The sequence below is a fragment of the Pedobacter humicola genome, from assembly GCF_056490705.1.
On the sequence record NZ_JBWJIG010000026.1, the window covers coordinates 12,430 to 35,500 of the forward strand.

Here is a 23,071-nt window from a genome sequence, read left to right on the forward strand (position 1 = left end):
TTATGAAGACTGACACAATTAACGAGCAATACCAGTTCTTGCCAGATCTGATGCTCCGGTTTCCATCTTACCACAACGAGGGGCAGATCACTAAAGAACTGATCTATCAGTTTATTGAAGATGATTTCTTTATGGAGGCTTTATGGATCGCTTCAAAAGATCTTTATGAAGCGGTACTTAGGATCGATACAATTACTGACCCTAAAAAGCTCGAAAAAATAGAAGTTGCCTTATCAAAATATATTAACAGAACTAAGAATAGAGCGACTCCCTTTGGTCTTTTTGCCGGCTGTGCACCTGTGGCCTGGGCAGAAAACACCCAGATAGCGCTAGGCACCATCAGCAAACATGCCCGTTTGGATATGGGCTTGCTTTGTACCATTTTCCGGTATGTGTTAAAAAACGAGCGCATTAAAAAGGCCTTAAAGTATAGTGTTAACAAAACCCTTTACGATATAGATGGAAACTATAGGATGGTTGATTACAAAACCCTGGGCTACCGGAAATATACCGTATCGTCGGTAACAGGTTCGGAATATTTACAGGAGATAATCGAGTTCTGTAGTACTGCACAACCTTATAGTACCATTGTGGCTTTTATTACAGATGCTTTCGAGGTGGATAAAGAAGAGGCGATTGCTTTTTTAAATGAACTGATTGATGGTCAGATTTTGCTTAGCGACCTAGAGCCAAGGGTTAGTGGCCCTGATTTTTTAGATCAGATTATAGAAAGTTTAGAAAATGTGCTATTGGCAGATGCAAGCAATAAAGATGCACACACTTACTTCACAGCTTTTACACAGATTAAAAACATCTTGTCAAAAACAGAAAATACCATTTATAAAAAAGAACAAATCACTAAAATACTGCATGACCTGAACATCGAATTTAATAGCGATAGCATGTTCCAGATTGATCTTTATAAAGATGGTACCGCACAAACACTCAGTAACACCTATGCCGATAAGCTGATGGAAGCCATTCAGTTTCTAAGCCAGGTTACACCAAAGCACAATAACAAAGACCTACAGGCTTTTAAAACCCGGTTTGCCGAACGTTATGATGAGCAGGAAATACCTTTGCTGCAGGCGCTGGATCCTGAATCGGGTATTGGTTATGCTGCAAACACCAACTTAGCGGGCGAAGCCCCATTGGTGCACCGCATGGTTTTTTCGTCGGGTACGGCAAGCGAAATCAGGGAAACACAATATACCGATCTGGGTAAATGGCTTATTGGTTATTTAACAAGCAACCCTACTGGCACTGAAATCAATATTGACCAGCATGATCTGGGTAACCTCAACATTAACCCATCAGAGCTGCCACCAAGTTTCTCTATCATTTTCAGACTGGATGGTGGCGAGCATGATCAGGTTTACCTTGAACATTGCGGATGGCCAACCGGCGCCTGTATGATCGGCAGATTTGGTTATGGCGATCAAAAATTTGGCCGGATGTTACAGGATATCAATACAGCAGAAAATGCCTATTATCAGGATGCGATAGTAGCTGAAGTGGCACACCTTCCCGAAGACCGTCATGGCAACATCGCTTCGAGGCCTAAATTTAGAGATTATCAGATTCCGGTATTGGCAGGCAGCACCTCTGATGAAAGTGAGATCAGCTTAAGCGATCTGATGGTATCGGTACGTAACGGACAGCTTTTTTTAAGGAGTAAACGATTAAACAAGGCCATAATACCAAGGTTAAGCAATGCGCACAACTATGGCATGAATGCCCTGCCAGTATATCATTTTCTTGGCGATCTGCAGGGCATAGACCATAAATACTGGTTAGGTTTAAACTTAGAGGTATTACCAAAAATGGGGGTTTTTAAAATCCCAAGGATCAAATACAAAGGGGTAATCCTCTCATTGGCGTCATGGTATCTACAGGCCAGCGACATTAAAGAAATACTGGAAATTAATGCCCCTGAACATGAAAAGAAACTGAAACTTTTTTTTGAGAAGTGGGCGCTCCCAAAAACCTTTGTTTACGCCGATGAAGACAATGAACTGTTGGTGCATCAAGAAAACCGGATCGAAATCCTTGCCTGGTTATCGGCCTGTAAAAAACGCAGCCAAATTACCTTGAAAGAACATTTGCCGGTTAGCGGTTCGATATTAAAAGATGCAGATGCAAAAGCAGTAAACAACCAGTTTGTTGCATTATTAACGAGAAAAGACAGTAAAAAAAGACCAACCGCCGTGTTTAACCCAATCCGTAAAAATGATAACGAAATAAAAAGGCAATACTTTCCCGGAGAGGAATGGCTGTATGCAAAAATTTATAGCGGCGTAAAAACTGCAGACCAACTCATTGGAAATGAGCTATTGGAACTTGGAAAAAAATTAACAAGTGCCGGATTAATCGATCAATGGTTTTTTATCCGCTACGCAGATCCGGAGCCACACTTAAGGTTTAGGGTACACGTAACAGCTACAGCAGGTTTGGCTAACATCATGCGCGAAATCAATAAAACTTTTGAAACACTTTCGGAAACAGGTTTAATCTGGAAAATACAGTTTGACACCTATGAGCGAGAAATTGAACGCTATAGTGCAGCAGGAATGGAGTTAAGTGAGCAGTTATTTTACCACGATAGCCTGGCTGTATCGAGCTTCTTATCCCGCAGGGACATGGTAGAAAATTTTGAGCAGCTGCGCTGGCTCTGGGGCATCAGATCTATCGATAGCCTGCTGAACGATTTCGAGTTTTCTTTACCCGATAAATTAAGGGTAATGGAAGTTTTATCAGCCTCCTTCCATCAGGAATTTAATTCAGATGCTTTGCTGATCAAACAATTATCGCAAAAATACAGGTTTAGCAAAGAGCTTATTGCAAAACATTTAGATGCAGGAAATGATTTTTCTGGTTCGGATTTGCTTCAATATAGAAGTTTCGAAATTATCCCTTTGGCCCAGGCCTTAAAAAAGAAGATCGCACAGGGATTGATCGGTCAGCATTTAAACGACTTTTTGATCAGCTACATCCATATGAATATGAACCGTTTATTTAAAACCAAACAGCGTGTGCACGAACTTGTCGTTTACGATTTTCTATTAATGTATTATAAATCAACCTTTCACCGTCAAAAAACAAAAATATGAGCACTTTACAAGCAGAAACAGAGGTTAGTACCCGGTTTAAAGTGGTATTCGAGCAGATCAAACATTTGCTTCACCACCAGGAAAATCAGCCGGAATTTATCACTAACGGCAACTTATTTAATGGCTATGCAGGTATAGTATATTATTATTTTAGCTTGCTAAAGGCTTTTCCAGAAGGAGAAACCGAAGCATATGCTGCATTAGAAAAACTGGTCGAATCTTACAATTCGCAAGATAACGAAGCAAGTAAATATATGACCTTCTGCAGCGGATTATCGGGGTTCTATTTTCTCATCCAAAAACTGGTAGAACAGGATTACCTTGACGAACTGTTCTTAGAAGAGGTGCTGCCTATTAATGAACTCATTTTTAAAGATACACAGAAATTACTCACTGAAGAAAATACCGATTTTTTACACGGGGCCAGTGGGCAAATGTTATATCTTTTAAACAGTAAAGACCCCAACCGGGCATATTACTTAAGTACGCTTGTCGATGAATTGTTAAAGCTTGCTGTTGTAGACGAAAAAGGATTGCGGTTTCCGAACAGTACGGTTAAACTGTTTCAAAATACAGATAATACCAATATGAGCCTTTCGCACGGTAATGCCGGTATTTTATTGGTACTGTTAAATATTTATAATGCAGGTATTGAACAGGAAAAACTGGGCCCTGCCATTCAGCTTGGAATTGATTATTTCATCAATCACTATCATCCCAGAACGATAGAAGCTTCGCTATCGGCATTTCCACTATTGGTTAATCAAGAACTCACCAAAAAAGAGTTGATTGATGGCGATTTTTATGCGGAAAATTACAGCTGGTGTTATGGAGACCTGGCTGTAGTATGGTTACTGTATCAGAGTAGCTTATCGTTTAAACAACCTGCCTATGCTGATATAGCCGATCAGGTTGGCAAGACTATGGCCACACGGTTAATAACCGTACCCGCCTTGGGGATAAAAATTAATTCCCATTTCTGCCACGGTACATCGGGCATAGCACTCTTTCTAGATCGTCTGTATAAATTTTCGGGACATGAAATTTATCACGAAGCCGCACAGGTATGGCTGGAGACTACGCTCAACCATTTGGAGAAAGACCTTAACAACCCCGATTTCATGAACAAGCCCTCATCATTTGGCTTATTAGAAGGAGTAGCAGGAGCAATGTTTGTGCTGGCAGCTGCAGAACATAATGATATAGCTGCAAATTGGACCGATATGTTTCTTTTATCTTAAATATTAAAGGTTATGAGTATTAAAAAAATTGGCTTAATGGATTTTGGTACAAGATCTAAAAAAATGGATAGCCTTTCTATTATCGAAAGTGTTATTGATGATGCAGTATTAGCAGAAAAACTTGGTTTTCACCGCTTATGGTACGGAGAGCACTTTATTACTTCGGCCAACTCACCCTGGTTTAGCCCCGATATGCTTTTGCCCCTTATATGTGGCAATACCAATAGCATCCGTGTTGGCGTAGCAGGTGTATTAGTAGGTTATACCTCGCCTATTAGAACAGCATCTAGTTACAAGATGTTGAATAATTTATTCAACAACCGCATCGACCTGGGTTTTGCAAAAGGCACTCCGGGGAGTAATTTTTTACCATACTTCAGTCAACCCAAAATCACCAGTTATGAGGAAGGTGTACAAAATATCCAAAACCAGATCACAGCCATAAGCAGTTTATTACATCATGAGGATGAGCATGTAAAAAACGGGGTCATTCTTTCACCATATAAAGGCGCTGTACCTTCCCTTTGGAACCTGGGCGGTTCGCCACACAGCTATCAAGCTAGCCTCGGCAACCAGTTAAACTGCTCCAGAACACTTTTCCATAAAGGTGTAAACCTGGAAAAAGGCCTTGACAACCTCAAATCCTATCGGGATGACTTTTACAAACAATATGGCCGCCTGCCAGAGGTTAATATTGCCCTGGCCGGATTTACCAGTCCAAATAAAACCAAAAGAGCAGAAGTTGTAGCACTTTCTGAAGCAGAATTTGATTTTGTAGAACCAACAACAAGATTGTGCTGTGAGCCTCAGGAACTCCTTGATAAACTGTCTGCTTATGCCGAACAGTATGATGCCGACGAAGTTATATTTTATGATCTGGCCCGTAACCCTGAAGACAGAAGGGAAAGTATGGCCTGGATCAGTGAGGTTTTTGGAATGAAAAACAAACAACAGTTAGTAGCCTAATTTAAAAAAATCTACCATGTTCAAATTAAACTATCGACCATCGATTCCAATATACAGGCAATTAGAAACAAAAGATTGCGGACCAACCTGCCTACGCATGATTTTACGTTACTACGGAAAATCATATACCTTAAATACCATTAGGCAAGCCTGCAGGGTAAACCGCGATGGAAGTACCTTTCTGGGAATTAAAATAGCTGCAGAAAAGTTTGGCATGAATGCGATATGTGTAAAACTGCATTATGATGATTTGATCAATGCGGATATCTGGCCTGCCATTATCCATTGGAAAACCAATCATTTTGTTGTGCTGAAAAAACTGACCAAAGATGAAGCCGTAATTATCGATCCTGCCCAGGGAAAAGTGAAGATCGGCAGGGCCGAATTTTTGGAGCACTGGAATGCCGTAGAGGAAAAAGGATATGCCCTTATTTTAGAACCCGATGCAGACCTCGAACAGCTTAATCAAGAGGAACAGGAAACGCAGACCAATGTAAGTTTATGGAAACTTTTAGGCTATCTGAAAAAACATAAATCATTGATTTTTCAACTTTTGATCGGCCTTGTAGCCAGCTCGATACTGGAATTGAGTTTGCCATTCTTAAGCAAATTACTAATTGACAAGGGGATAAAACTTAAAGAAGTAAACATCATTTACCTCGTACTAATTGGTCAGGTAGTGGTATTTGCATCCAAATCTTTTATCGAGTTTGTGCGGTCGTGGATTTTATTGTTCGTGAGCGTAAGGGTAAACCTCAATATTTTGGTCAGCTTTTTTATCAAGTTATTAAACCTACCGCTATCTTTTTTCGAAACACGCAAACAGGGCGATGTAATGCAGCGTGTTAACGATCATACGCGTATAGAAAATTTTTTAACCAGCAATACCTTAACTACTGTATTTTCTTGTTTCAACATTTGTGTATTAAGTATTATTCTATTCCACTTCAGTAGCATATTGTTCTTGATTTTTGCAGGTAGCAGCATTTTATATGTAGGCTGGGTATTTTTGTTTTTCAATAGACGGAGGCAAATCGATCAAAAAAGATTTGAGGTAAACTCTTCGGTTCAGAGTAAAATTGTACAGCTTATAGAGGGTTTTCAGGATATCAAGATCAGCAACTCTGCCGATCAGAAAAGATGGGAATGGGAATCGCTCATTGTAAAAGAGTTTAAAATAAGGGTAAAAGGCCTCACCTATAATCAGTATCAGCAGGCCGGCTCGCTGGTGATTACAGAAATGCGCAACATCGGGATCACTTTTGTAGCCGCATTTATGACCCTCAGGGGGGAGATTAGTTTAGGTAGTCTTTTTGCCATACAATTTATTGTAGGACAGCTTATTGCACCAATAGAATCATTGATTTTCTTTTTGCAATCTTATCAGGATACAAAAATGAGTTTAGAGCGCTTAAACGAGATACACGATATTCAGGACGAGCAGCCAGAAACAGGAAAACATATCGGAATTGATCATCTAATTGGCGACATTTCGATCCAAAACCTTCAATTCAGTTATCCGGGGTTTGAAAACAAGGCTGTTTTTAATAGTCTCAGCTTAGTTATACCAAAGGGAAAAATTACAGCCATAGTTGGTTTGAGCGGAAGCGGAAAAACCACCTTGTTAAAACTCTTGCTTAAACTGTACGATCCAACGGGTGGAACCATCCACATCGGCACTGAAAAGCTCGATGATATAGATGTTGGCCAGTGGCGCAACCTTTGTGGAACAGTTTTACAGGACGGCTTTATTTTCTCTGACACCATCGCTAAAAATATTGCATTGGGCTTTGAACAGATAAACGAAAGCCGTTTGCACGATGCAATTAAAATGGCCAATATAGGCGATTTTGTATACAACCTTCCAAAAGGAATTGAAACAGAAATTGGGATTGGGGCAAATGGGATATCACAGGGCCAGAGGCAGCGTTTATTAATTGCCCGTGCCGTTTACAAAAATCCCGAGCTCCTGCTTTTTGATGAAGCTACAAATGCGTTGGATTCTAACAATGAGCAAACCATTATGAATAATCTGAGGGATTTCTTCGATAACAGAACAGTGGTTATTGTTGCCCATAGATTGAGTACCATCAAAAATGCCGACCAGATATTTGTGATGGAATACGGCAGGATCCTGGAAGCGGGAAATCATGAAACCTTAATGAAGAATAAAGGACCTTATTTCAATTTAATCAATAATCAACTCGAAAAAATAAAGTAATATGGAAATTCAAGATAAAATGAGCCCCGATATCAGGCATATCCTTAATAAAAAGCCTAAGGGTATTGTCCGTTTTGGGTCGGGTATTATGCTCACGGTAATTATTGTTACGGCTTTAGCCTATTTTTTTAAAGAAGATATCAAAATATTAAGCATCTTTAACTATTTCGGGTATACGAAGTAAATCTTTAGGTCATCTATCATTATAAATCAATTAAAATATTATGCAGAAGTATATCATTTTTATCGTTTTGATCACACTTTTAAGTGCCTGCTCGTATGGCAATTACGAACTGAACAAAGGACCACTTAACATGGAAACCAAACCCAGCTACAATGTAACTTACAAAGTGTTGGCCAGTAGCAATGCCAGTATCTCTTATACTGATGAAAGTGGAAGTCAGAAAGTTTTAGAAAATATTTCGGGCGAATGGGAAAAGACTATAATGCTGAAATCGAAACAAAAAGTACAGTTTACTGTCGATTCGAAAGATAAACAGTCTGCCTCTGTTTTAGTCGATCAAAAACCGGTTTCTACAGTGAGTAAAACCAATAAAACTGCTCATTATAGTCTTAGTTTTATATTGCCATGAAAAGAGAAAGCTTATCAGTCCAGAGTCCGGAGTCTTGAGTCGATTAACCTGCAAGGCAATCACCAATGGATTAATCACCAATAGACTAATTACCAATTAACTCATCTTTACGGCCAGAATATGCTTACAGATTCCTCTTTGGCCCTGATAAGTGGTAAACCATTCGCAGGTACAACGGTAACCCTGTTTATCGATAACAACCTTGTGTAATACTCCTGTGCCTTTTACCTCTGCTTCGATATAACCGTTTTCCTTTTTAAGGATCCTGACCTGTTGCTCATTGATCAGTTTCCTAGCATTTTTTAACCGGGGGTTTAAGCTTAATATTCGTTCTGTTTTGAATGGAAGCTGACGGTAAAAATGATTTCTACCCATTACATCGTAACCGAGTAAACCCATTGATGATAAGCTCGAGGTGAGCTGATCCATGGTGCCAAAATCGATATCATGTTCGATGGAAAGTAAAGTGGGATCGAAGTTTTCGTTGGCTTTAAGCAAACTGTTTAACCCGTAAACCCATTCTACGGGCAGGTTTTCGGTCATCTGGTCAAGCGCCTTGCCCTCACCAGAAAATCCGCGGTAGGCATCGGGAGAGAAAGCCATCAGCAATTGCATTTTACCAAATTCGTACACAAAGGCAACGGTCTGTTTATCGGCCGATTCGTAAATGTACACCTTATCGGCAATGGCTAAAATGCCATCTAACAAACGGAGCCGGTGTAAACCGCCCACACGAACGGCATCGGCTGTGGCCAGGGTAGAGAACATAAATTTGCCTGCTCTTTTTGCAATAAAGAAATCGCCTTTAACAGTTCCTTTTGGCAGGTTTTGAAAAAGCTGTATGGTTTGTATTTTATTCAGCTCAAACTTCAGGTCCATATCGGCCAGGTAAAGCTGTACACTGGTTAAACCTTTAATCCAACGGGTAGGCAAGGTTACCTTTTTTTCTGTCACTTTAGTTTTGCTGGTCACTACCTGCATGTCCTGCTGACCCACGGCCAGGGTTACTTTTTCGTTTTTCTGAATGCTGTTTAAGGCATTGAGCATGGGGTCGTTAAAATCTACATTGGTGGTGCCACTGGCCATAAATTCGCCATCAATAGATTCGGGTTTCATATCGAGCCTGACATACACGCCATTGCATGAAGAAAAACCTTCGAACCTGATGCGTTCGGTGCCTGCAGTAACAATGGGATCGCGTAAACTTGGTGGGATTGGCCCGAAGCTTGAGCGTACTACTTTTGCTATGGTGCTCCAGCATTTCGCGGTAACATAAGGATCGGTTAAACTGCCCCAGAAAAAGCAGGGGATATTGTTTACGGCTTCTATTTCGGTTTGGTGGGCCAAAACTAAACTATTTATTCCCTTAGCCTTGGTAAAGGTAGAAACTCCGCTATAGTGATATTGTAGATCGGTCATGTTATGCTGTAATAATCTGTTTAATTAAACCCTTAAGGGAAGCATTGTCTTTCCATCGCCCCAAAAAAGCGATGGTTGCAGGAGCAGGCTGTTGATTGGTTTTGTAAAGCACATCCACATAATGTTCAACCAGTTTTTTAAAGTTTAGGGGAAGTTTTTCGGCAATAACCAGGTGTTTTAACAAACCTTCGAGCAGTTGCAGAAAAGCAGAGTTGTGCAAGGCAGAAACATCTTTTAATGCGCCAATACTTTCTATCAGGCGTAAAAAGGCTCCATATTTATTCGAGGCTAAATAAGCGAGTTTTGTGGCCAAAAGATCCAGATCGATCATCTGCTTTTCAATCTGGTTGATCAATACCTCTGAAGCCATTAAACGGACCTCTTTTTTGTCCATAAAAAACATACAGGCAAAAACCAACATCGAGATATCTGAAAAACGGAAGCCCGTACTGTTGATCACATGGAGGAAACCCTTAAGTTCTGAAGCTCCTCCACTGGCATGCTGGCAAGAGGAACGCAGGATATACCAGCTCAGCGCATCGTTATTCTGCGGCATCAGGCTGTTCCAGTAATACACATTGCCTTCGCCACTCATCATGTGCTCCCAACTGTTTTTTCTTCCGAACAGGTCTAAACTGAAAAGGAAATAACCATGAGTGTTTACATAAACAGGCGAATTGAATTCAATGGCATACCAGGATGGCGACCGTTCCATTTTCTTCGTATGATAATTCATATACTCGTTCCACTTTTCTTTAATCCTGATCTCAGGTTTAAACGGCGCTACAGCCATCGGATAATCTTTGAGGTAGGTGTCGTTAAATACAGGAAAGCTTTCATCGGGATAATAGGTTCTGGAGGCCATGGCCCACACGCTTTTTAAGCCGGGATCTGTTGAGGCTCCGATTTTGGTGAACAGTTTATTAAAGATATTATCGGTTTTAACCACAATATCTTTTGTGGTGCCCAGACAAAAAGCCATGAGTTGTTTAAGCTCGCCGTTAAGCTTTGCAAGAAGCGGGATTGCTTCATCTACCTGCTCACGCGGCATGCGGCCAATGGCGATGGTTAAATCGAGCGCATTAATTTCTTCTTCACTTTCCTGATAGGCAATTAACCTTTCTAAAAGCACTTTTGGCGCCACCCAATACGGATAGTGCGTAGGGAAAGAAAGCATGGGCAATTTAACATTGCCGGCCATTCTTTTATGCACCATATCTAAATAAGGCCTGATGAGCAAGAGGGTTTTTATTTTGTGATAGGTATTTTGTGTGATGGTAAATACATAATCGATATTTTTTATTTTCTCGCGCAGGAATGTGGCGATATACGTTTTATGTACACTTTCAAAATATTTCTTTTCAACCTGTTGTGCGTAAGGTGCCAGTTGTTTGGCATAATCGGCAGGGAACAAATGCCTTTGGGTGATATAGGTATTGAGTAGGATCTCGGCATCGGCTATTTCTTCTGAAGCAATAAATTTGCCGAATAAATACACCACATCATTCCAATCCTTTGGCAGTGCGATTACTTCGTTTAATACCTTTTCTTGTTGCGGGTTAAAATGATAGGTTGCTAAAGCCTCATCTGAAACAAGTAGATCCTCGGCGGCCAGCAAACTGCTTAAACCCGAACGTACGTTCCCCAACATCAGGGCCGAATAACCCGATAATTTTTCGCGCAATGCCGTATCTTTTGGTGCGGCTATTTTTAACAGCAGTTTACTTGCCCTTTCTTGCAGGTTAAGATCGGGCACCACATAAATATCAGCAATAAGGGCGCTGATCTTTTTATTTAATTTGGGGTACGCTTTATTCAGCTTCTCTAAAACAGGCAAAATATTCTTGATGGCGGTTTTATTGTCGCTGCTCATCATCAAGGGTTCGAGCCAATCGAGAAAAGAATTGATGTTAAACTTTTTCTCTTCATAAATCTGTTTAATCCAATCTACCGCAGCATTTACAACTGGTGCATAAGCATATTGTAAACAGGCAAAAAGGTATTCCTGATAAAGCACCAGCTCAGCTGCTGTGGGATTTAAATCGCTTAATCTTTTCCGGAAAAAAGATTTAAGATTGTTGTTCCAATCTTTGGTCTGGATTAAAATGGCCTGCTCTATAAACTGTTGCCGATCCAGTTTCCCATCCTGCAATAAGGAGTTATAAATAACCTCCCATATCGAAAATGCGTTATAGGCCTCGGTATCGTGATCTCTGAAGTGATTGTTCTGTATCCCGGTTTCATAGTCATATAAATGTGGTATATCACGTGTATAGGCCAGTTCATCGTTCAGGATATATTGGATAAATGCTCTCGGTTTCATTTTGGTTACCCACTCGCTTGCACTGGCCAAACACAAAGTATAAATTTCGGGCTCTGGTTTAATTAAAGCATGGCTTTCAAGAAAACGCAGGTTTGGATAGCTGAAACTTCGCCACTCGCTTTTTTTCACTTTATCGAGAATAAAAGCATTAATCCAATCGGGTTGCGCCCATTGCAAAATGGCTAAAATGGAGGGATCTTTCGCTTTTTCCAATATGCCGAAAGTTTCATCCCAGGACATAATATCTGTTTTGCTCAGTATACCGATGGCAGTAAGCGAAATAATTTCCTTTAACTTTTCATCGCCCCTGGTACCCCAACTATAATTGTTTGTTGTTTTAAACTGTGGTTCTTTACTCAGGTCGATAAAGTCCATCCAATAACGCTTTTTAGCCTTAATGTGCTTTTTAAGCACCTCAATATTTCCTTTGGCATTTTCCTGTAGAAAAGGTAAAAGCGCCATGAGATTTTTCTCTTTCAGAATGTTGTCGTAAACATTCAATATTTCGGCTACATCTTTATCCCCACTTTTTCCAGGTGTTGATGGCGCCTGATTGTTTATCACCTCGCCCGTTTCGGAATAACCTTTTTTGGTTTTTTCGTTCAGCAGTTTTTCTGCGGCTTTTAAACATTGATCGGCATCATCAAAAGTTTTGGCCTGTGAGGTACCACTGGTTCCATTCCGGCCATAAGTAACGGTATAAGTATTGTTCAGTACTTCGATCTGCCAGAATTTATCTGAACTGCCATCAATGTATTTAAGGTGTTTTTTCATGCGGGAAGCATTCTTTGAGTATTTGAGATTTCGTTGATTTATCGATAGCTAAACTATTCAAATTTTTTCTAAAAAGAGAAGCTTAGAAGTAATGATGTCCGATGGAAAATGGATGATGGAACCGGCCTTGCGATGAAAAAGATTTCGTAATGAGATTGCTTCGTCCGGTGAAGGATCGGCCTTGCAAGGACGATGGTGGGGAAGAGCCAATCACCAATAACCAACGTTCAATCACCAATCACCAGTGAACGAATGCCCAGTAAACCAAAAACAATATACCCAATATCTGGTATTGATGGTCAGCTACATAATGTGTAAATTTAGGTTTGCTTTTTAAGCCTGCCTTCACTTACACTGTATCCCAAGTATTGAGTAACCCTAACAAACCCATTATGAAAGAATCTGAATTAACGGAAAAGAAAAGACGTTTCATCAAACGTACTTATTTTGGTGTATCCGACAACCCCATGGATGATGTCAATCCCTTTGATGCCTGGGATGAATTTTTAGCGGCCAAGGTACAAGACATGAACTGGGGGATCGATCCCGATGCCATTAAAAGATCCAAAATCAGGTTTGCCTATAACTTTAATCAGATTTTAGCGCATTATAACGTTTCGCTGGCACTTGAAGATATTCTGGTCGACCTGGATAACAATACGCAGACCAATGAGACGATGATTAATACCTGGACGGATAAGGCCGTTTTCCCCAGCGACAAGACTCCTGCAAAAACCACAGTTAAATGAAACGGGCTTTATTATTGATCTCCTGTCTGGGTTTTGGAAGCCTGGCAGTGGCACAAAACAATGGTACCGATACCACCACAAAAAAAAGTATTGTGGAGGAATCCAGTTCATTTAAAGTGTTCGATCGGTATGGGTTAAAGGTCGACCTTAAATTTATCGATCCGGAAAAAGGATCCTTCGGGATCGATTACCAGTTTCAACTCGACAAGAATCTACTTGGCAACGATCCAGCTAAAATCAACAAGCTGAATTTATCGTTGGGTAGCAGGGGCTTCGTAACGGTAGCGGAAGAGAAAAACAAAAACAGCAGCCTCATTTCCGAAATAAAATTAGAGGGACAGCCTTTGTTTCATGTAAAGGGAAAAGATCTCGGCCCGCCCAGCACAATAGATCCACTTGCGGGTGATGACCCGGAACTCCCTCCCGGAAAAGATCCTCTTGTGGAAGAAGCGCGCAACCTGGCGGCACAGGTGGCTTCGCCATTGTGGCTATCCTTTAACCTGCATGCAAAACATGAAACTACACAGGATTTCAGGAATTACGATTTTGCATTTGGTCCGCAGCTTTCGGTATCCACATCTTACCTGAGTGCAATCCTCGATTTTCCTTTTGGTTTATTGAGGGCTGCCAAAAACAACAATCCCAGGCAGCTGGATTTGTCGGTGGGCTACGATTATGTAACCGGTGCGAATAAAACCAGTCTTGCTCCTTTGCTTGAAGATTCTAAATTTATGAACAGGTTAAACCTTAAAGCCGAATGGGAAACGGGCATATTCTCCGGAAATGAACGGATTGCCTTTTTATTTGATTCGTATTACGACCTCGACCGCAACCTCCTGCTAAAAAGCGCGGGTAAAGACTGGAATTATTTTTATATGATCAGGGTAGAAAAACTGCTTAAGATTAATTTAGGCCCCGGCACTAAAACCAAGGTAGCTATAAAATATACCGCGGGTGAGCTTCCTCCAAATTTTGATAAGGGTTTTGTACTGGGCGGTGGTTTCTCTATTGATTTTTAGTGTAAGGCGGATTTGGAGTAAGTTAAAGGGCGTGCGTTTGGAGCCAGGCGTTTGGCGTACGGTCAACCGATTTAAACAATTAACCTTCTGAGTTTGGAGCTGGAACTAAATCCCCCCCTTCAAACTGTACACTTCCCCTTCATAGAGCCCATTCAACAATTGCACCGCCATTTTACTTCTTTGTCCCGTTTGGCAATAACAGACTATTTTTTTAGCTTTCGGGATGGAGGCAAGTGAGGCGCTGAGTTCGTACAGCGAAAGGTTGATGCCACCAATATTGCCTTCTTCATGTTCATAATCTTCCCGTACATCGATCAGGAAAACATCATCTGCAGATTCGGAAAGCCATTGATCTAAAACTGCTTTACCGATCTCTTTGATCGGATGATTGACCGGCTCCGGCTTAATGGTTTGTGCCTGTTTTTCCGGTGCGATGTTAAATACCATCACGGTATTGTTCAGTGCATCAATGGTCATGAGTTTACCGGATAAGGTTTCGCCAATGCCACAGATGATTTTGATGGCTTCGTTGGCCATGTATAAACCAATGATGCCAGGCAAAACCCCAATCACTCCGCCTTCTGCACAGTTGATATTTTCAGTTGGTGGTGCCGGATAAAGATCGCGGTAGTTTGCCCCTCCTTGATGGTTAAATATGGAAACCTGCCCTTCAAAGGCCAAGATGGAGCCAAATAGGAGTGTTTTTCCCAAACTTACACAGGTATCGTTTACAAGGTAACGCGTGCTAAAGTTATCTGAACAATCGATCACCAGATCATAAGCCTCGCAAATGTGTATTGCACGTTCAGCGGTAAAACGTTCGTGATATGCCCTAAGCTGAACATGGGGATTAAGTAAGGCAAGTTTCCCGACCGCCACTTTGGCTTTCGGCTGGCCAATATCGGTATGGCTGTACAAAATCTGGCGGTGCAGGTTACTTAGTTCTACCACATCATCATCTACAATGCCGATTTCGCCCACTCCTGCAGCGGCGAGATATTGCAAGATTGGGCAGCCCAGTCCGCCGGCACCAATCACCAGTACTTTAGCCACCTTCAGCTTTTCCTGTCCGGCAAGCCCTAGTTCAGGTAGGATCATCTGCCGGTTGTATCGCTTTAATTCTTCTTTTACTAACATGGTTTATGGATTAAACTCATATCCCAGTCTTTCCAGATGGGTTCGTAACCTTGTTTCCTGATCATGGCCGCAATTTCATGCGCCGGGCGTTCATCAGATATTTCGAACTGCTCCAGCGACTGTGGTTCTACTTCATATCCACCAGGATTGGTTTTAGAGCCTGCACTAATGGCTGTAATCCCTAATTTGATTATCTGGTTCCTGAAAGCCATGGTTTCGCGGGTAGAGATAGACAGTTCTACTTCGCTGTTGAATAAACGGTAGGCGCAGATCAGCTGCACCAGTTCTTTGTCGTTCATCACCACTTTAGGTTCTAAACCACCACTAAAGGGCCGCAACCTGGGGAAGGAGATACTAAATTTACTCTGCCAATACTGTTTTTCGAGATAGGATAGATGTAGGGCCGTAAAAAAAGAGTCAGTCCGCCAGTCTTCCAGTCCGATCAAAACACCAAGCCCCATTTTATGGATGCCTGCCTGCCCCAATCGGTCGGGGGTTTCCAAGCGGTATAAAAAGTTGGATTTTTTTCCTTTAGGATGATGCTTGCGGTAATCGTCCTGGTGGTAAGTTTCCTGATAAACCAGCACGGTATTTAAGCCATGAGGAATCAGCGTTTCGTAATCTTCGGTATCCAGGGGTTGTACTTCCATGGATATGTGGGCAAAATGTGGACTGATCAGATCCAGTACCTTTTTAAAATAATCGGTATGTACACTTTGGTTGGCTTCGCCAGTAACCAGTAACACATGGTCGTAACCCATGCCTTTGATAACGGCCACTTCCTGCATAATTTCCATCGGATTGAGGGTTCTGCGCCGTACCTTATTGTCGTAACTGAAGCCGCAATAGGTGCAAATGTTGTTACATTCGTTAGAAAGATAAAGCGGAATGTACATCTGGATCACGCGGCCAAAGCGGTCTAAGGTTAAACGCTGGCTGATCTGCGCCATATCTTCGAGATAGGGCATTGCGGCAGGCGAAATCAAGGCCTTAAAATCTTCCAGGCTCCGTTGCGGATTATTTAGTGCCCGCTCTACGTCGGCCGCTGTTTTACCGTAAATACTGGCTTTGGTATCGTCCCAGTTGTAGGATTCGAATACTGTGTTAAAACTACTCATCTAAGAATGCGGTTAGTGGACTACTGGCGGTGGCATAATGCTGCTGGCCCCCAAGTTTAGCTTCGAATGCCATTCTACCGGCTTCTACGGCCAGTTTAAATGCGGTGGCCATATCGGTCGGATTTTTGGAGATGGCGATTGCGGTATTCACCAGAACAGCATCGGCACCAATTTCCATGGCTTTTGCCGCATCAGATGGTGCACCTATGCCCGCATCGATAATTACGGGCACCCTGCTCTGGCTGATAATGATTTCTAAAAAGTCAATGGTCCTTAAACCCTTGTTACTGCCAATGGGCGAACCTAAGGGCATTACCGCAGCAGTGCCTACATCTTCCAAACGTTTACACAAAACGGGGTCGGCATGGATATAAGGCAGCACCACGAAACCCAGTTTAACCAGTTCTTCGGTGGCCTTAAGTGTTTCGATCGGGTCGGGCATCAGGTATTTTGGATCGGGGTGGATTTCGAGTTTGATCCAATTGGTTTCCAAGGCTTCTCGGGCGAGCTGAGCGGCAAAAACAGCTTCCTTCGCATTGCGTACGCCAGAAGTATTGGGCAACAGGTTAATGTGTGGATGTTTAAGATGGTGCAGGATATCATCGTCCTTACCTTTTAGATCCACCCTTTTAAGGGCAACGGTAACCAGTTCGGAAGCCGAGGCAATTAAGGCATTTTCCATCTGCCTGGCGGAACTAAATTTTCCGGTTCCGGTAAAGAGGCGGGAGCTAAAAGTTTGATCTGCTATAGTTAACATATCTGTAATTTTTAAAGGGAATGGATGTTAAATTTGCTGTTGATTTCATCAAGAACCGCAGCAGTTTGTATCTGGTTGGTGAGCGCTGCCGAAATGGCTATTCCGTAAATTCCGGTTTCGAGTATCGCCGGAATATCTGCTGGCTCGATACCTCCAATGGCCACAATGGGTGTGTTGATACCGGCCTGTTTTACTTTTTCCATTAATTTGCGGTAGCCCTCCAAACCCACAATCGGACTCAGGTTTTCTTTGGTACGCGTAAAACGGAAAGGACCTAAACCAATATAATCGGCACCTTCGGCTACCCTTTGTTGGATATGTTCGAAGGTGTTGGCCGTCCCGCCGATAATCTGCCCAGGGCCAATGATTTTCCGGGCTTCCAGAATGGGCATATCCTGTAACCCCAGATGCACGCCATAACTGCCCACAGCTTTGGCCAGGTGCGGGTAGTCGTTTATGATAAGTTTGGCGCCATAACGCTCGCACAAAGCTTGTGCGGCTTGTGCAAAAGGCAGGATATCGGCTTCCGCTTGGTTTTTAATGCGGAGCTGGATCCATTTTCCGCCAGCCTGGAGTACCTGCTTAATGGCATCCAAATGAGTGCCTGTTCGGGGTGCTTGCGATATATATTGTAAGGGCTGAATCATGTTTGTGTTTTTTAAAAATTCTGAGTGTAAAGCCGGCATTGGGCCTGTGCTCTTTTAAAGGTATTTAAGGCTTGCGAAGCATCGTTCCAGACCGCACCTAATAAGGCCACACCATCAAAATTCATTTCTTTTACCGCATCAATTTGGCTTAAACCGATGCCTCCAAGGGCGATGACTTTAGATTGGCCAATTTTCTTTTCCAGGCGAAAACCTGAAGGGATAACACCTGAATAACCCGGTTTAGAAAGGCTGTTGAAAACGGGTCCAAAGAAACAGTAATCGTATTGCCGGATATCGTCAATAGCTGATAACTGATGGATGGAAGTACTGAATATCTTGTTTCCATCCAAAACCTGATCACTGTTGCTCTTCCTGAAACTCTCGGTATGATGGATCCTGTTGATGTTGTAATCGTTGGCCAGCGAATGAAAATGGTGTAAAGCGATCTGCGGATGATATTCGGGTAAAATCCCTTCAATAATCTTTCTGTAGCTGGCTTCGCCGGCGTTTTCCTTACGCAGGTGAAACACCTGTAAGCCTGCTTCGAAAAGCTGGTTGACCAGATGGCTTTCTTCCTTAAAAATGCCTGGCTTGGCGATGACGATTAGTTCCACTGTGGCTTAAGAATAAATTTCGCTTCCTTTTTCGGTAAATTCTTTCGACTTCTCCTGCATACCTTTTGTCAAGGCATCTTCAGCATCTACGCCCTGTTTTGCGGCATATTCGCGTACATCCTGCGTAATTTTCATTGAGCAGAAATTAGGGCCGCACATCGAACAGAAATGGGCAATCTTGGCGCCGTCTGCCGGAAGGGTTTCATCGTGGAATTCTTTTGCAGTATCAGGATCAAGCGACAGGTTAAACTGGTCTTCCCATCTAAATTCGAACCTGGCCTTGCTCAGGGCATTGTCGCGGTATTGCGCCCCCGGATGGCCTTTGGCTAAATCAGCCGCGTGGGCAGCTATTTTATAGGTAATTACACCATCTTTTACATCTTTTTTATTGGGCAGTCCTAAATGTTCTTTAGGGGTTACATAACACAACATCGCCGTTCCGTACCAACCGATCATGGCGGCACCGATGGCCGAAGTAATGTGGTCGTAACCCGGTGCAATATCAGTGGTTAAGGGACCTAAAGTATAAAATGGCGCTTCACCACAATGGTCGAGCTGTTTTTCCATATTGGCTTTAATCAGGTGCATCGGCACGTGCCCGGGGCCCTCGATAATGGTCTGCACATCGTGTTTCCAGGCAATTTTGGTGAGTTCGCCAAGGGTTTCGAGTTCAGAGAACTGTGCAGCATCATTGGCATCGGCAATACAGCCTGGCCTTAAGCCATCTCCCAACGAAAAAGCCACATCGTAAGCTTTCATGATCTCACATATTTCTTCAAAATGGGTATACAGGAAATTCTCCTTATGATGCGCGAGGCACCATTTGGCCATTATCGATCCGCCGCGCGAAACGATGCCTGTAATCCTTTTGGCCGTTAAGGGTACATAACGGAGCAAAACCCCGGCATGGATGGTAAAATAATCTACACCCTGTTCGGCCTGCTCAATTAAGGTATCACGGAAGATTTCCCAGGTGAGGTCTTCAGCTTTGCCGTTTACTTTTTCCAGGGCCTGATAAATCGGTACGGTGCCGATGGGAACCGGTGAGTTGCGGATAATCCATTCGCGGGTTTCGTGGATATTCTTTCCGGTTGATAGATCCATAATGGTATCGGCTCCCCAGCGGCAGGCCCATACCGCTTTTTCTACTTCTTCTTCGATGGTGGAGGTAACGGCCGAATTGCCGATATTGGCATTGATTTTCACGAGAAAATTGCGGCCGATAATCATTGGTTCGAGTTCGGGGTGATTGATGTTGCAAGGGATCACCGCCCTTCCGGCAGCCACCTCTGCCCGCACAAACTCGGGCGTGATGTATCCTTTTGGGGTATTGGCGCCAAAGCTATTGCCCTGGTGCTGGTGGTTCATTACTTCATGCTGATTGCCCAATTGATCGTGAAGCAAATCAATCTGCTGGTTTTCCCTGATGGCAATATATTCCATCTCGGCGGTAATTATCCCTTTTTTGGCATAATGCATTTGTGATACATTGGTGCCCGGTTGCGCTTTATAAGGCTTATGTGTGAAGTTAAAGCGCAAAGCGTCGAGTTTTTCATCGGCCAGGCGCTGTTGCCCATAGGCAGAAGAGAGTTGAGCGAGTTCTGCCACATCCTGCCTGTCTTTAATCCATTGTTCCCTTAAGCGTGGCAGTCCTTTTTTAACATCTATCAGGGCATTTGGATCGGTATAGGGGCCACTGGTATCGTAGACAGTTACAGGAGGATTAACTTCGGTTAGACCAAAGCCGTTGTGGATTTTGGTTTCGGTTAAACTGATCTGGCGCATGGCCACCTGTATATCGTGGATTTTTCCGGGCACAAAGATTTTGCGCGATGCCGGAAAAGGGCTGCGGCTGATGACTTCCTGGTTCGGGGTTTTTTCTTGTTTCATATGTAAATGATAGAATGAATAAATTACTGAATGAGGGGATTAGAGAATGATTGAATGAGTTGTAACTCACTCATTCAATCACCCCCCCTGCGTGGCTTTGATGAGTATGATCTGATCGCCTGGATTTAACAGGTGTGTAGTCCAGCCCGATTTGGGAATGATGGTTTGGTTTACCGCTATGGCAAGGCCATCGGTATCTAAAAGCAGTACTTTAGCGAATAGCTGTTCGATAGAACAGGCTTCGTTTAGCGAATGATTTTGATTGTTTATCGTTATTTCCATATTTTAAAAAATTGGAAAAACTATAGAGATTGCCCCGTAACGGGGATCGAAAAGACAGCAATGGTATTGCTTTCACTTTTCCCTTCGGCAGTACTAACTGCATCAGGTTCAAAGGGTATTTCTCAGCACGGCGGCACCCCTAAAGTTTTTTGTAAATATATAGGATTAAATTTCTATTGCAAATAAAAATTAATATAGATAAAATCTATATGATATTATTGTTCATATAGAAACGACAAGAGGATTTTAGAGAACCCAATTTCTTTGTGTTGTTATCATGGCGAGAAGGTTTCTTCAAGCGACAGTCTGTTCCAGCTCTTCGGGGAAGCAATCTAACAATGATCGCTACCGATTAAGATTGCTCTATACCCCGAAATGACGATCCGTTTCGATAACTAATCCACCTATCCCCGCCATATGCCTTTCTCAAAACGCAAAACTTTCCTTACCTTTGCATCATCACCAAGATCCCCCACTCCATGTAAGATTAATTTCTTTTCAGAAAATAGATAACAGGCAGAGCGATACCGCTTTTGCAATTATTTACCAATAAAAAGAAATTTATGCTTATTCTGCAAGGGCTTAGCTATAGCCATCCCAATAGGGATTTATTGTTTTCGGACTTAAATCTCGCCATTAATAAACACGATAAAATTGCACTGATTGGCCACAATGGCGCAGGAAAATCGACACTTTTAAAAATTTTGGCCGGTAAACTTATGCCTGCCAGCGGACAGGTAAAAGCTGAAGCAACACCTTATTATGTTCCGCAGCTTTTTGGGCAGTTTAATGAGTTGACGGTTGCCCAAGCCATTAAGATTGAAGACAAACTAAAGGCACTAAATGAAATCCTGAACGGCAAGGTAACAGATGAAAACCTAACCCTCTTAAATGATGACTGGACGATAGAAGAACGTTGCCATGAAGCGTTAAGCCATTGGCGCTTAGATGGACTCGATTTAAACCAAAAAATGGAAAGTTTAAGCGGCGGACAAAAAACCAGTGTATTCCTGGCCGGTATTTCGATTCATCGGCCAGAGATTGTTTTGCTCGATGAGCCTACCAACCACCTGGACTTAGAGGGCAGAAACAAATTATACCATTATATCCGATCGACCAGAGATACTGTTGTGGTGGTAAGTCACGACCGCACCTTACTCAACCTCATTGATCAGGTTTGCGAACTTAGTTCAAGAGGTTTAACCGCTTATGGAGGAAATTACGATTCTTATACCGCCCAGAAAAAGATTGAAAGTGATGCTTTAAACCGGGAAGTAAAGGCTAGTGAAAAAGCGCTGCGTAAAGCCAAAGAAGTTGAACGCGAAGCTTTGGAGCGGCAGCATAAGCTTGATGCCCGGGGCAAGAAGAAACAGGAAAAGGCAGGCTTACCCACCATTTCGATGAATACTTTAAAGAACAAAGCCGAAAAAAGCACTTCCAGGATGAAAGGTGTACATGCCGAAAAGCTCGGCCATATTTCTGCTGAACTGACACAGCTCCGCTCGGCATTGCCCGATGTAGATCAAATGAAAATAGGCTTTGATATAACTGTGCTCCATAAAGGCAAAACAATTGTTGAAGCGAAGGGAATTAATTTCGGTTATCAAGACCAGATGCTCTGGGAACAGCCGCTAAACTTCCAGATTTTCAGTGGCGAACGTCTGGTAATCAAAGGCCGGAACGGTTCGGGTAAAACCACGCTAATCAAAACCATTTTAGGCGTGCTTCAGCCTTCAATTGGATCGATCAGTAAAGCAGCTATTCAAGCGATGTATATCGACCAGGATTATTCGTTGATCAATAATACGCTCAGCGTATACGAACAGGCGCAACAGTACAATTCCGGTGTTTTGCAGGAACATGAAATCAAGATCCGCCTAAACCGGTTTTTATTTGGCAAAGCCGACTGGAACAAGCCCTGTTCGGCCTTAAGCGGTGGAGAGAAAATGCGTTTGATCCTCTGTTCTTTAACCATCAGTAACCAATCGCCCGATATGATTATCCTGGATGAACCTACCAATAACCTGGATATCCAGAATGTAGAGATTTTAACCACAGCGATTAACGACTACAGCGGAACACTACTGGTGGTATCGCACGATGAATATTTCCTACAACAGATACAGGTAGCGGATAGCATCGATTTATAGTTAATCTTTCATTAAATGATCCATATACCCTTACCTTCGTTTCTGACGATTAAACCAGCGT

Annotated in this window: 18 protein-coding genes and 1 riboswitch; of the genes, 9 read left to right on the forward strand and 9 right to left on the reverse strand. The window is 42.5% G+C overall.

The features are described 5' to 3' along the window. Positions 1-2 precede the first annotated feature (2 nt). From AC04Q1_RS25210 to AC04Q1_RS25235, 6 genes are read left to right on the forward strand one after another with little or no spacing between them, the layout of a single operon-like run. The gene (locus tag AC04Q1_RS25210; RefSeq protein WP_478367306.1) at positions 3-3,110 is read left to right on the forward strand and encodes a lantibiotic dehydratase; all 3,108 of its coding nucleotides are present in this window, start codon (positions 3-5) and stop codon (positions 3,108-3,110) included. Then, a complete protein-coding gene (locus AC04Q1_RS25215; protein ID WP_478367307.1) occupies positions 3,107-4,351 on the forward strand; it encodes a lanthionine synthetase LanC family protein in 1,245 nt (414 codons plus the stop codon). Before AC04Q1_RS25210 ends, AC04Q1_RS25215 begins: the two co-directional genes overlap by 4 nt. Positions 4,352-4,363: 12 nt before the next feature. Continuing rightward, a complete protein-coding gene (locus tag AC04Q1_RS25220) occupies positions 4,364-5,317 on the forward strand; it encodes an LLM class flavin-dependent oxidoreductase (RefSeq protein WP_478367308.1) in 954 nt (317 codons plus the stop codon). 16 nt (positions 5,318-5,333) lie between these two features. Then, positions 5,334-7,538, forward strand: coding sequence for a peptidase domain-containing ABC transporter (locus AC04Q1_RS25225; protein ID WP_478367309.1), 2,205 nt, complete (start codon positions 5,334-5,336; stop codon positions 7,536-7,538). A 1-nt stretch (position 7,539) separates the two neighbouring features. Next, the gene (locus tag AC04Q1_RS25230; RefSeq protein ID WP_478367310.1) at positions 7,540-7,722 is read left to right on the forward strand and encodes a hypothetical protein; all 183 of its coding nucleotides are present in this window, start codon (positions 7,540-7,542) and stop codon (positions 7,720-7,722) included. Between the two features lie 40 nt (positions 7,723-7,762). Then, a complete protein-coding gene (locus AC04Q1_RS25235; RefSeq protein ID WP_478367311.1) occupies positions 7,763-8,131 on the forward strand; it encodes a lipoprotein in 369 nt (122 codons plus the stop codon). 96 nt (positions 8,132-8,227) lie between these two features. Here AC04Q1_RS25235 and AC04Q1_RS25240 read toward each other — a convergent pair whose 3' ends face one another. Continuing rightward, the gene (locus AC04Q1_RS25240) at positions 8,228-9,550 is read right to left on the reverse strand and encodes an SWIM zinc finger family protein (RefSeq protein WP_478367312.1); all 1,323 of its coding nucleotides are present in this window, start codon (positions 9,548-9,550) and stop codon (positions 8,228-8,230) included. Between the two features lies 1 nt (position 9,551). Further along, positions 9,552-12,647, reverse strand: a complete 3,096-nt coding sequence (locus AC04Q1_RS25245; protein WP_478367313.1) for a DUF6493 family protein — start codon at positions 12,645-12,647, stop codon at positions 9,552-9,554. Between the two features lie 392 nt (positions 12,648-13,039). Here AC04Q1_RS25245 and AC04Q1_RS25250 point away from each other — a divergent pair, with 392 nt between their 5' ends. Continuing rightward, positions 13,040-13,396, forward strand: a complete 357-nt coding sequence (locus AC04Q1_RS25250; protein ID WP_478367314.1) for a hypothetical protein — start codon at positions 13,040-13,042, stop codon at positions 13,394-13,396. Then, entirely contained in the window at positions 13,393-14,415 is a 1,023-nt protein-coding gene (locus AC04Q1_RS25255; protein ID WP_478367315.1) for a hypothetical protein, read from the forward strand. The genes AC04Q1_RS25250 and AC04Q1_RS25255 overlap by 4 nt, the downstream gene beginning before the upstream one ends. A gap of 105 nt (positions 14,416-14,520) precedes the next feature. On the opposite strand, the gene moeB is transcribed toward AC04Q1_RS25255, so the two are convergent. The 7 genes from moeB to thiS all read right to left on the reverse strand — a co-directional run bounded on the left by moeB (position 14,521) and on the right by thiS (position 20,860). Continuing rightward, complete coding sequence (gene moeB / locus AC04Q1_RS25260) at positions 14,521-15,552, reverse strand: molybdopterin-synthase adenylyltransferase MoeB (RefSeq protein WP_478367316.1); 1,032 nt, start codon at positions 15,550-15,552, stop codon at positions 14,521-14,523. Then, positions 15,546-16,670: a 2-iminoacetate synthase ThiH gene (gene thiH / locus AC04Q1_RS25265; RefSeq protein WP_478367317.1), complete on the reverse strand. Its 1,125-nt coding sequence runs from the start codon at positions 16,668-16,670 to the stop codon at positions 15,546-15,548. The genes moeB and thiH overlap by 7 nt, the downstream gene beginning before the upstream one ends. After that, the gene (locus AC04Q1_RS25270; protein ID WP_478367318.1) at positions 16,663-17,427 is read right to left on the reverse strand and encodes a thiazole synthase; all 765 of its coding nucleotides are present in this window, start codon (positions 17,425-17,427) and stop codon (positions 16,663-16,665) included. Before AC04Q1_RS25270 ends, thiH begins: the two co-directional genes overlap by 8 nt. 11 nt (positions 17,428-17,438) lie before the next feature. Then, on the reverse strand, positions 17,439-18,074 hold the full coding sequence (locus AC04Q1_RS25275) for a thiamine phosphate synthase (protein ID WP_478367319.1): 636 nt from the start codon (positions 18,072-18,074) through the stop codon (positions 17,439-17,441). 11 nt (positions 18,075-18,085) lie between these two features. After that, the gene (locus AC04Q1_RS25280) at positions 18,086-18,688 is read right to left on the reverse strand and encodes a thiamine phosphate synthase (RefSeq protein ID WP_478367320.1); all 603 of its coding nucleotides are present in this window, start codon (positions 18,686-18,688) and stop codon (positions 18,086-18,088) included. A 6-nt stretch (positions 18,689-18,694) separates the two neighbouring features. Then, positions 18,695-20,578, reverse strand: coding sequence for a phosphomethylpyrimidine synthase ThiC (thiC, locus tag AC04Q1_RS25285; protein ID WP_478367321.1), 1,884 nt, complete (start codon positions 20,576-20,578; stop codon positions 18,695-18,697). Positions 20,579-20,656: 78 nt separating this feature from the next. Next, on the reverse strand, positions 20,657-20,860 hold the full coding sequence (gene thiS, locus AC04Q1_RS25290; RefSeq protein ID WP_478367322.1) for a sulfur carrier protein ThiS: 204 nt from the start codon (positions 20,858-20,860) through the stop codon (positions 20,657-20,659). 62 nt (positions 20,861-20,922) lie between these two features. After that, a riboswitch (TPP riboswitch) is annotated at positions 20,923-21,011 on the reverse strand. Positions 21,012-21,423: 412 nt separating this feature from the next. On the opposite strand from thiS, the gene abc-f reads away from it, so the two are divergent. Beyond that, entirely contained in the window at positions 21,424-23,010 is a 1,587-nt protein-coding gene (abc-f, locus tag AC04Q1_RS25295; RefSeq protein WP_478367323.1) for a ribosomal protection-like ABC-F family protein, read from the forward strand. The last annotated feature ends 61 nt before the right edge of the window (positions 23,011-23,071 follow it).

What these genes read in the sequence shown, in the direction of transcription:
- AC04Q1_RS25210 (WP_478367306.1), top strand. Translation starts at nt 3, where the DNA reads ATGAAGACTGACACAATTAACGAGCAATACCAGTTCTTGCCAGATCTG.
- AC04Q1_RS25215 (WP_478367307.1), top strand. Translation starts at nt 3,107, where the DNA reads ATGAGCACTTTACAAGCAGAAACAGAGGTTAGTACCCGGTTTAAAGTG.
- AC04Q1_RS25220 (WP_478367308.1), top strand. Translation starts at nt 4,364, where the DNA reads ATGAGTATTAAAAAAATTGGCTTAATGGATTTTGGTACAAGATCTAAA.
- AC04Q1_RS25225 (WP_478367309.1), top strand. Translation starts at nt 5,334, where the DNA reads ATGTTCAAATTAAACTATCGACCATCGATTCCAATATACAGGCAATTA.
- AC04Q1_RS25230 (WP_478367310.1), top strand. Translation starts at nt 7,540, where the DNA reads ATGGAAATTCAAGATAAAATGAGCCCCGATATCAGGCATATCCTTAAT.
- AC04Q1_RS25235 (WP_478367311.1), top strand. Translation starts at nt 7,763, where the DNA reads ATGCAGAAGTATATCATTTTTATCGTTTTGATCACACTTTTAAGTGCC.
- AC04Q1_RS25240 (WP_478367312.1), bottom strand. Translation starts at nt 9,550, where the DNA reads ATGACCGATCTACAATATCACTATAGCGGAGTTTCTACCTTTACCAAG.
- AC04Q1_RS25245 (WP_478367313.1), bottom strand. Translation starts at nt 12,647, where the DNA reads ATGAAAAAACACCTTAAATACATTGATGGCAGTTCAGATAAATTCTGG.
- AC04Q1_RS25250 (WP_478367314.1), top strand. Translation starts at nt 13,040, where the DNA reads ATGAAAGAATCTGAATTAACGGAAAAGAAAAGACGTTTCATCAAACGT.
- AC04Q1_RS25255 (WP_478367315.1), top strand. Translation starts at nt 13,393, where the DNA reads ATGAAACGGGCTTTATTATTGATCTCCTGTCTGGGTTTTGGAAGCCTG.
- moeB (WP_478367316.1), bottom strand. Translation starts at nt 15,552, where the DNA reads ATGTTAGTAAAAGAAGAATTAAAGCGATACAACCGGCAGATGATCCTA.
- thiH (WP_478367317.1), bottom strand. Translation starts at nt 16,670, where the DNA reads ATGAGTAGTTTTAACACAGTATTCGAATCCTACAACTGGGACGATACC.
- AC04Q1_RS25270 (WP_478367318.1), bottom strand. Translation starts at nt 17,427, where the DNA reads ATGTTAACTATAGCAGATCAAACTTTTAGCTCCCGCCTCTTTACCGGA.
- AC04Q1_RS25275 (WP_478367319.1), bottom strand. Translation starts at nt 18,074, where the DNA reads ATGATTCAGCCCTTACAATATATATCGCAAGCACCCCGAACAGGCACT.
- thiC (WP_478367321.1), bottom strand. Translation starts at nt 20,578, where the DNA reads ATGAAACAAGAAAAAACCCCGAACCAGGAAGTCATCAGCCGCAGCCCT.
- thiS (WP_478367322.1), bottom strand. Translation starts at nt 20,860, where the DNA reads ATGGAAATAACGATAAACAATCAAAATCATTCGCTAAACGAAGCCTGT.
- abc-f (WP_478367323.1), top strand. Translation starts at nt 21,424, where the DNA reads ATGCTTATTCTGCAAGGGCTTAGCTATAGCCATCCCAATAGGGATTTA.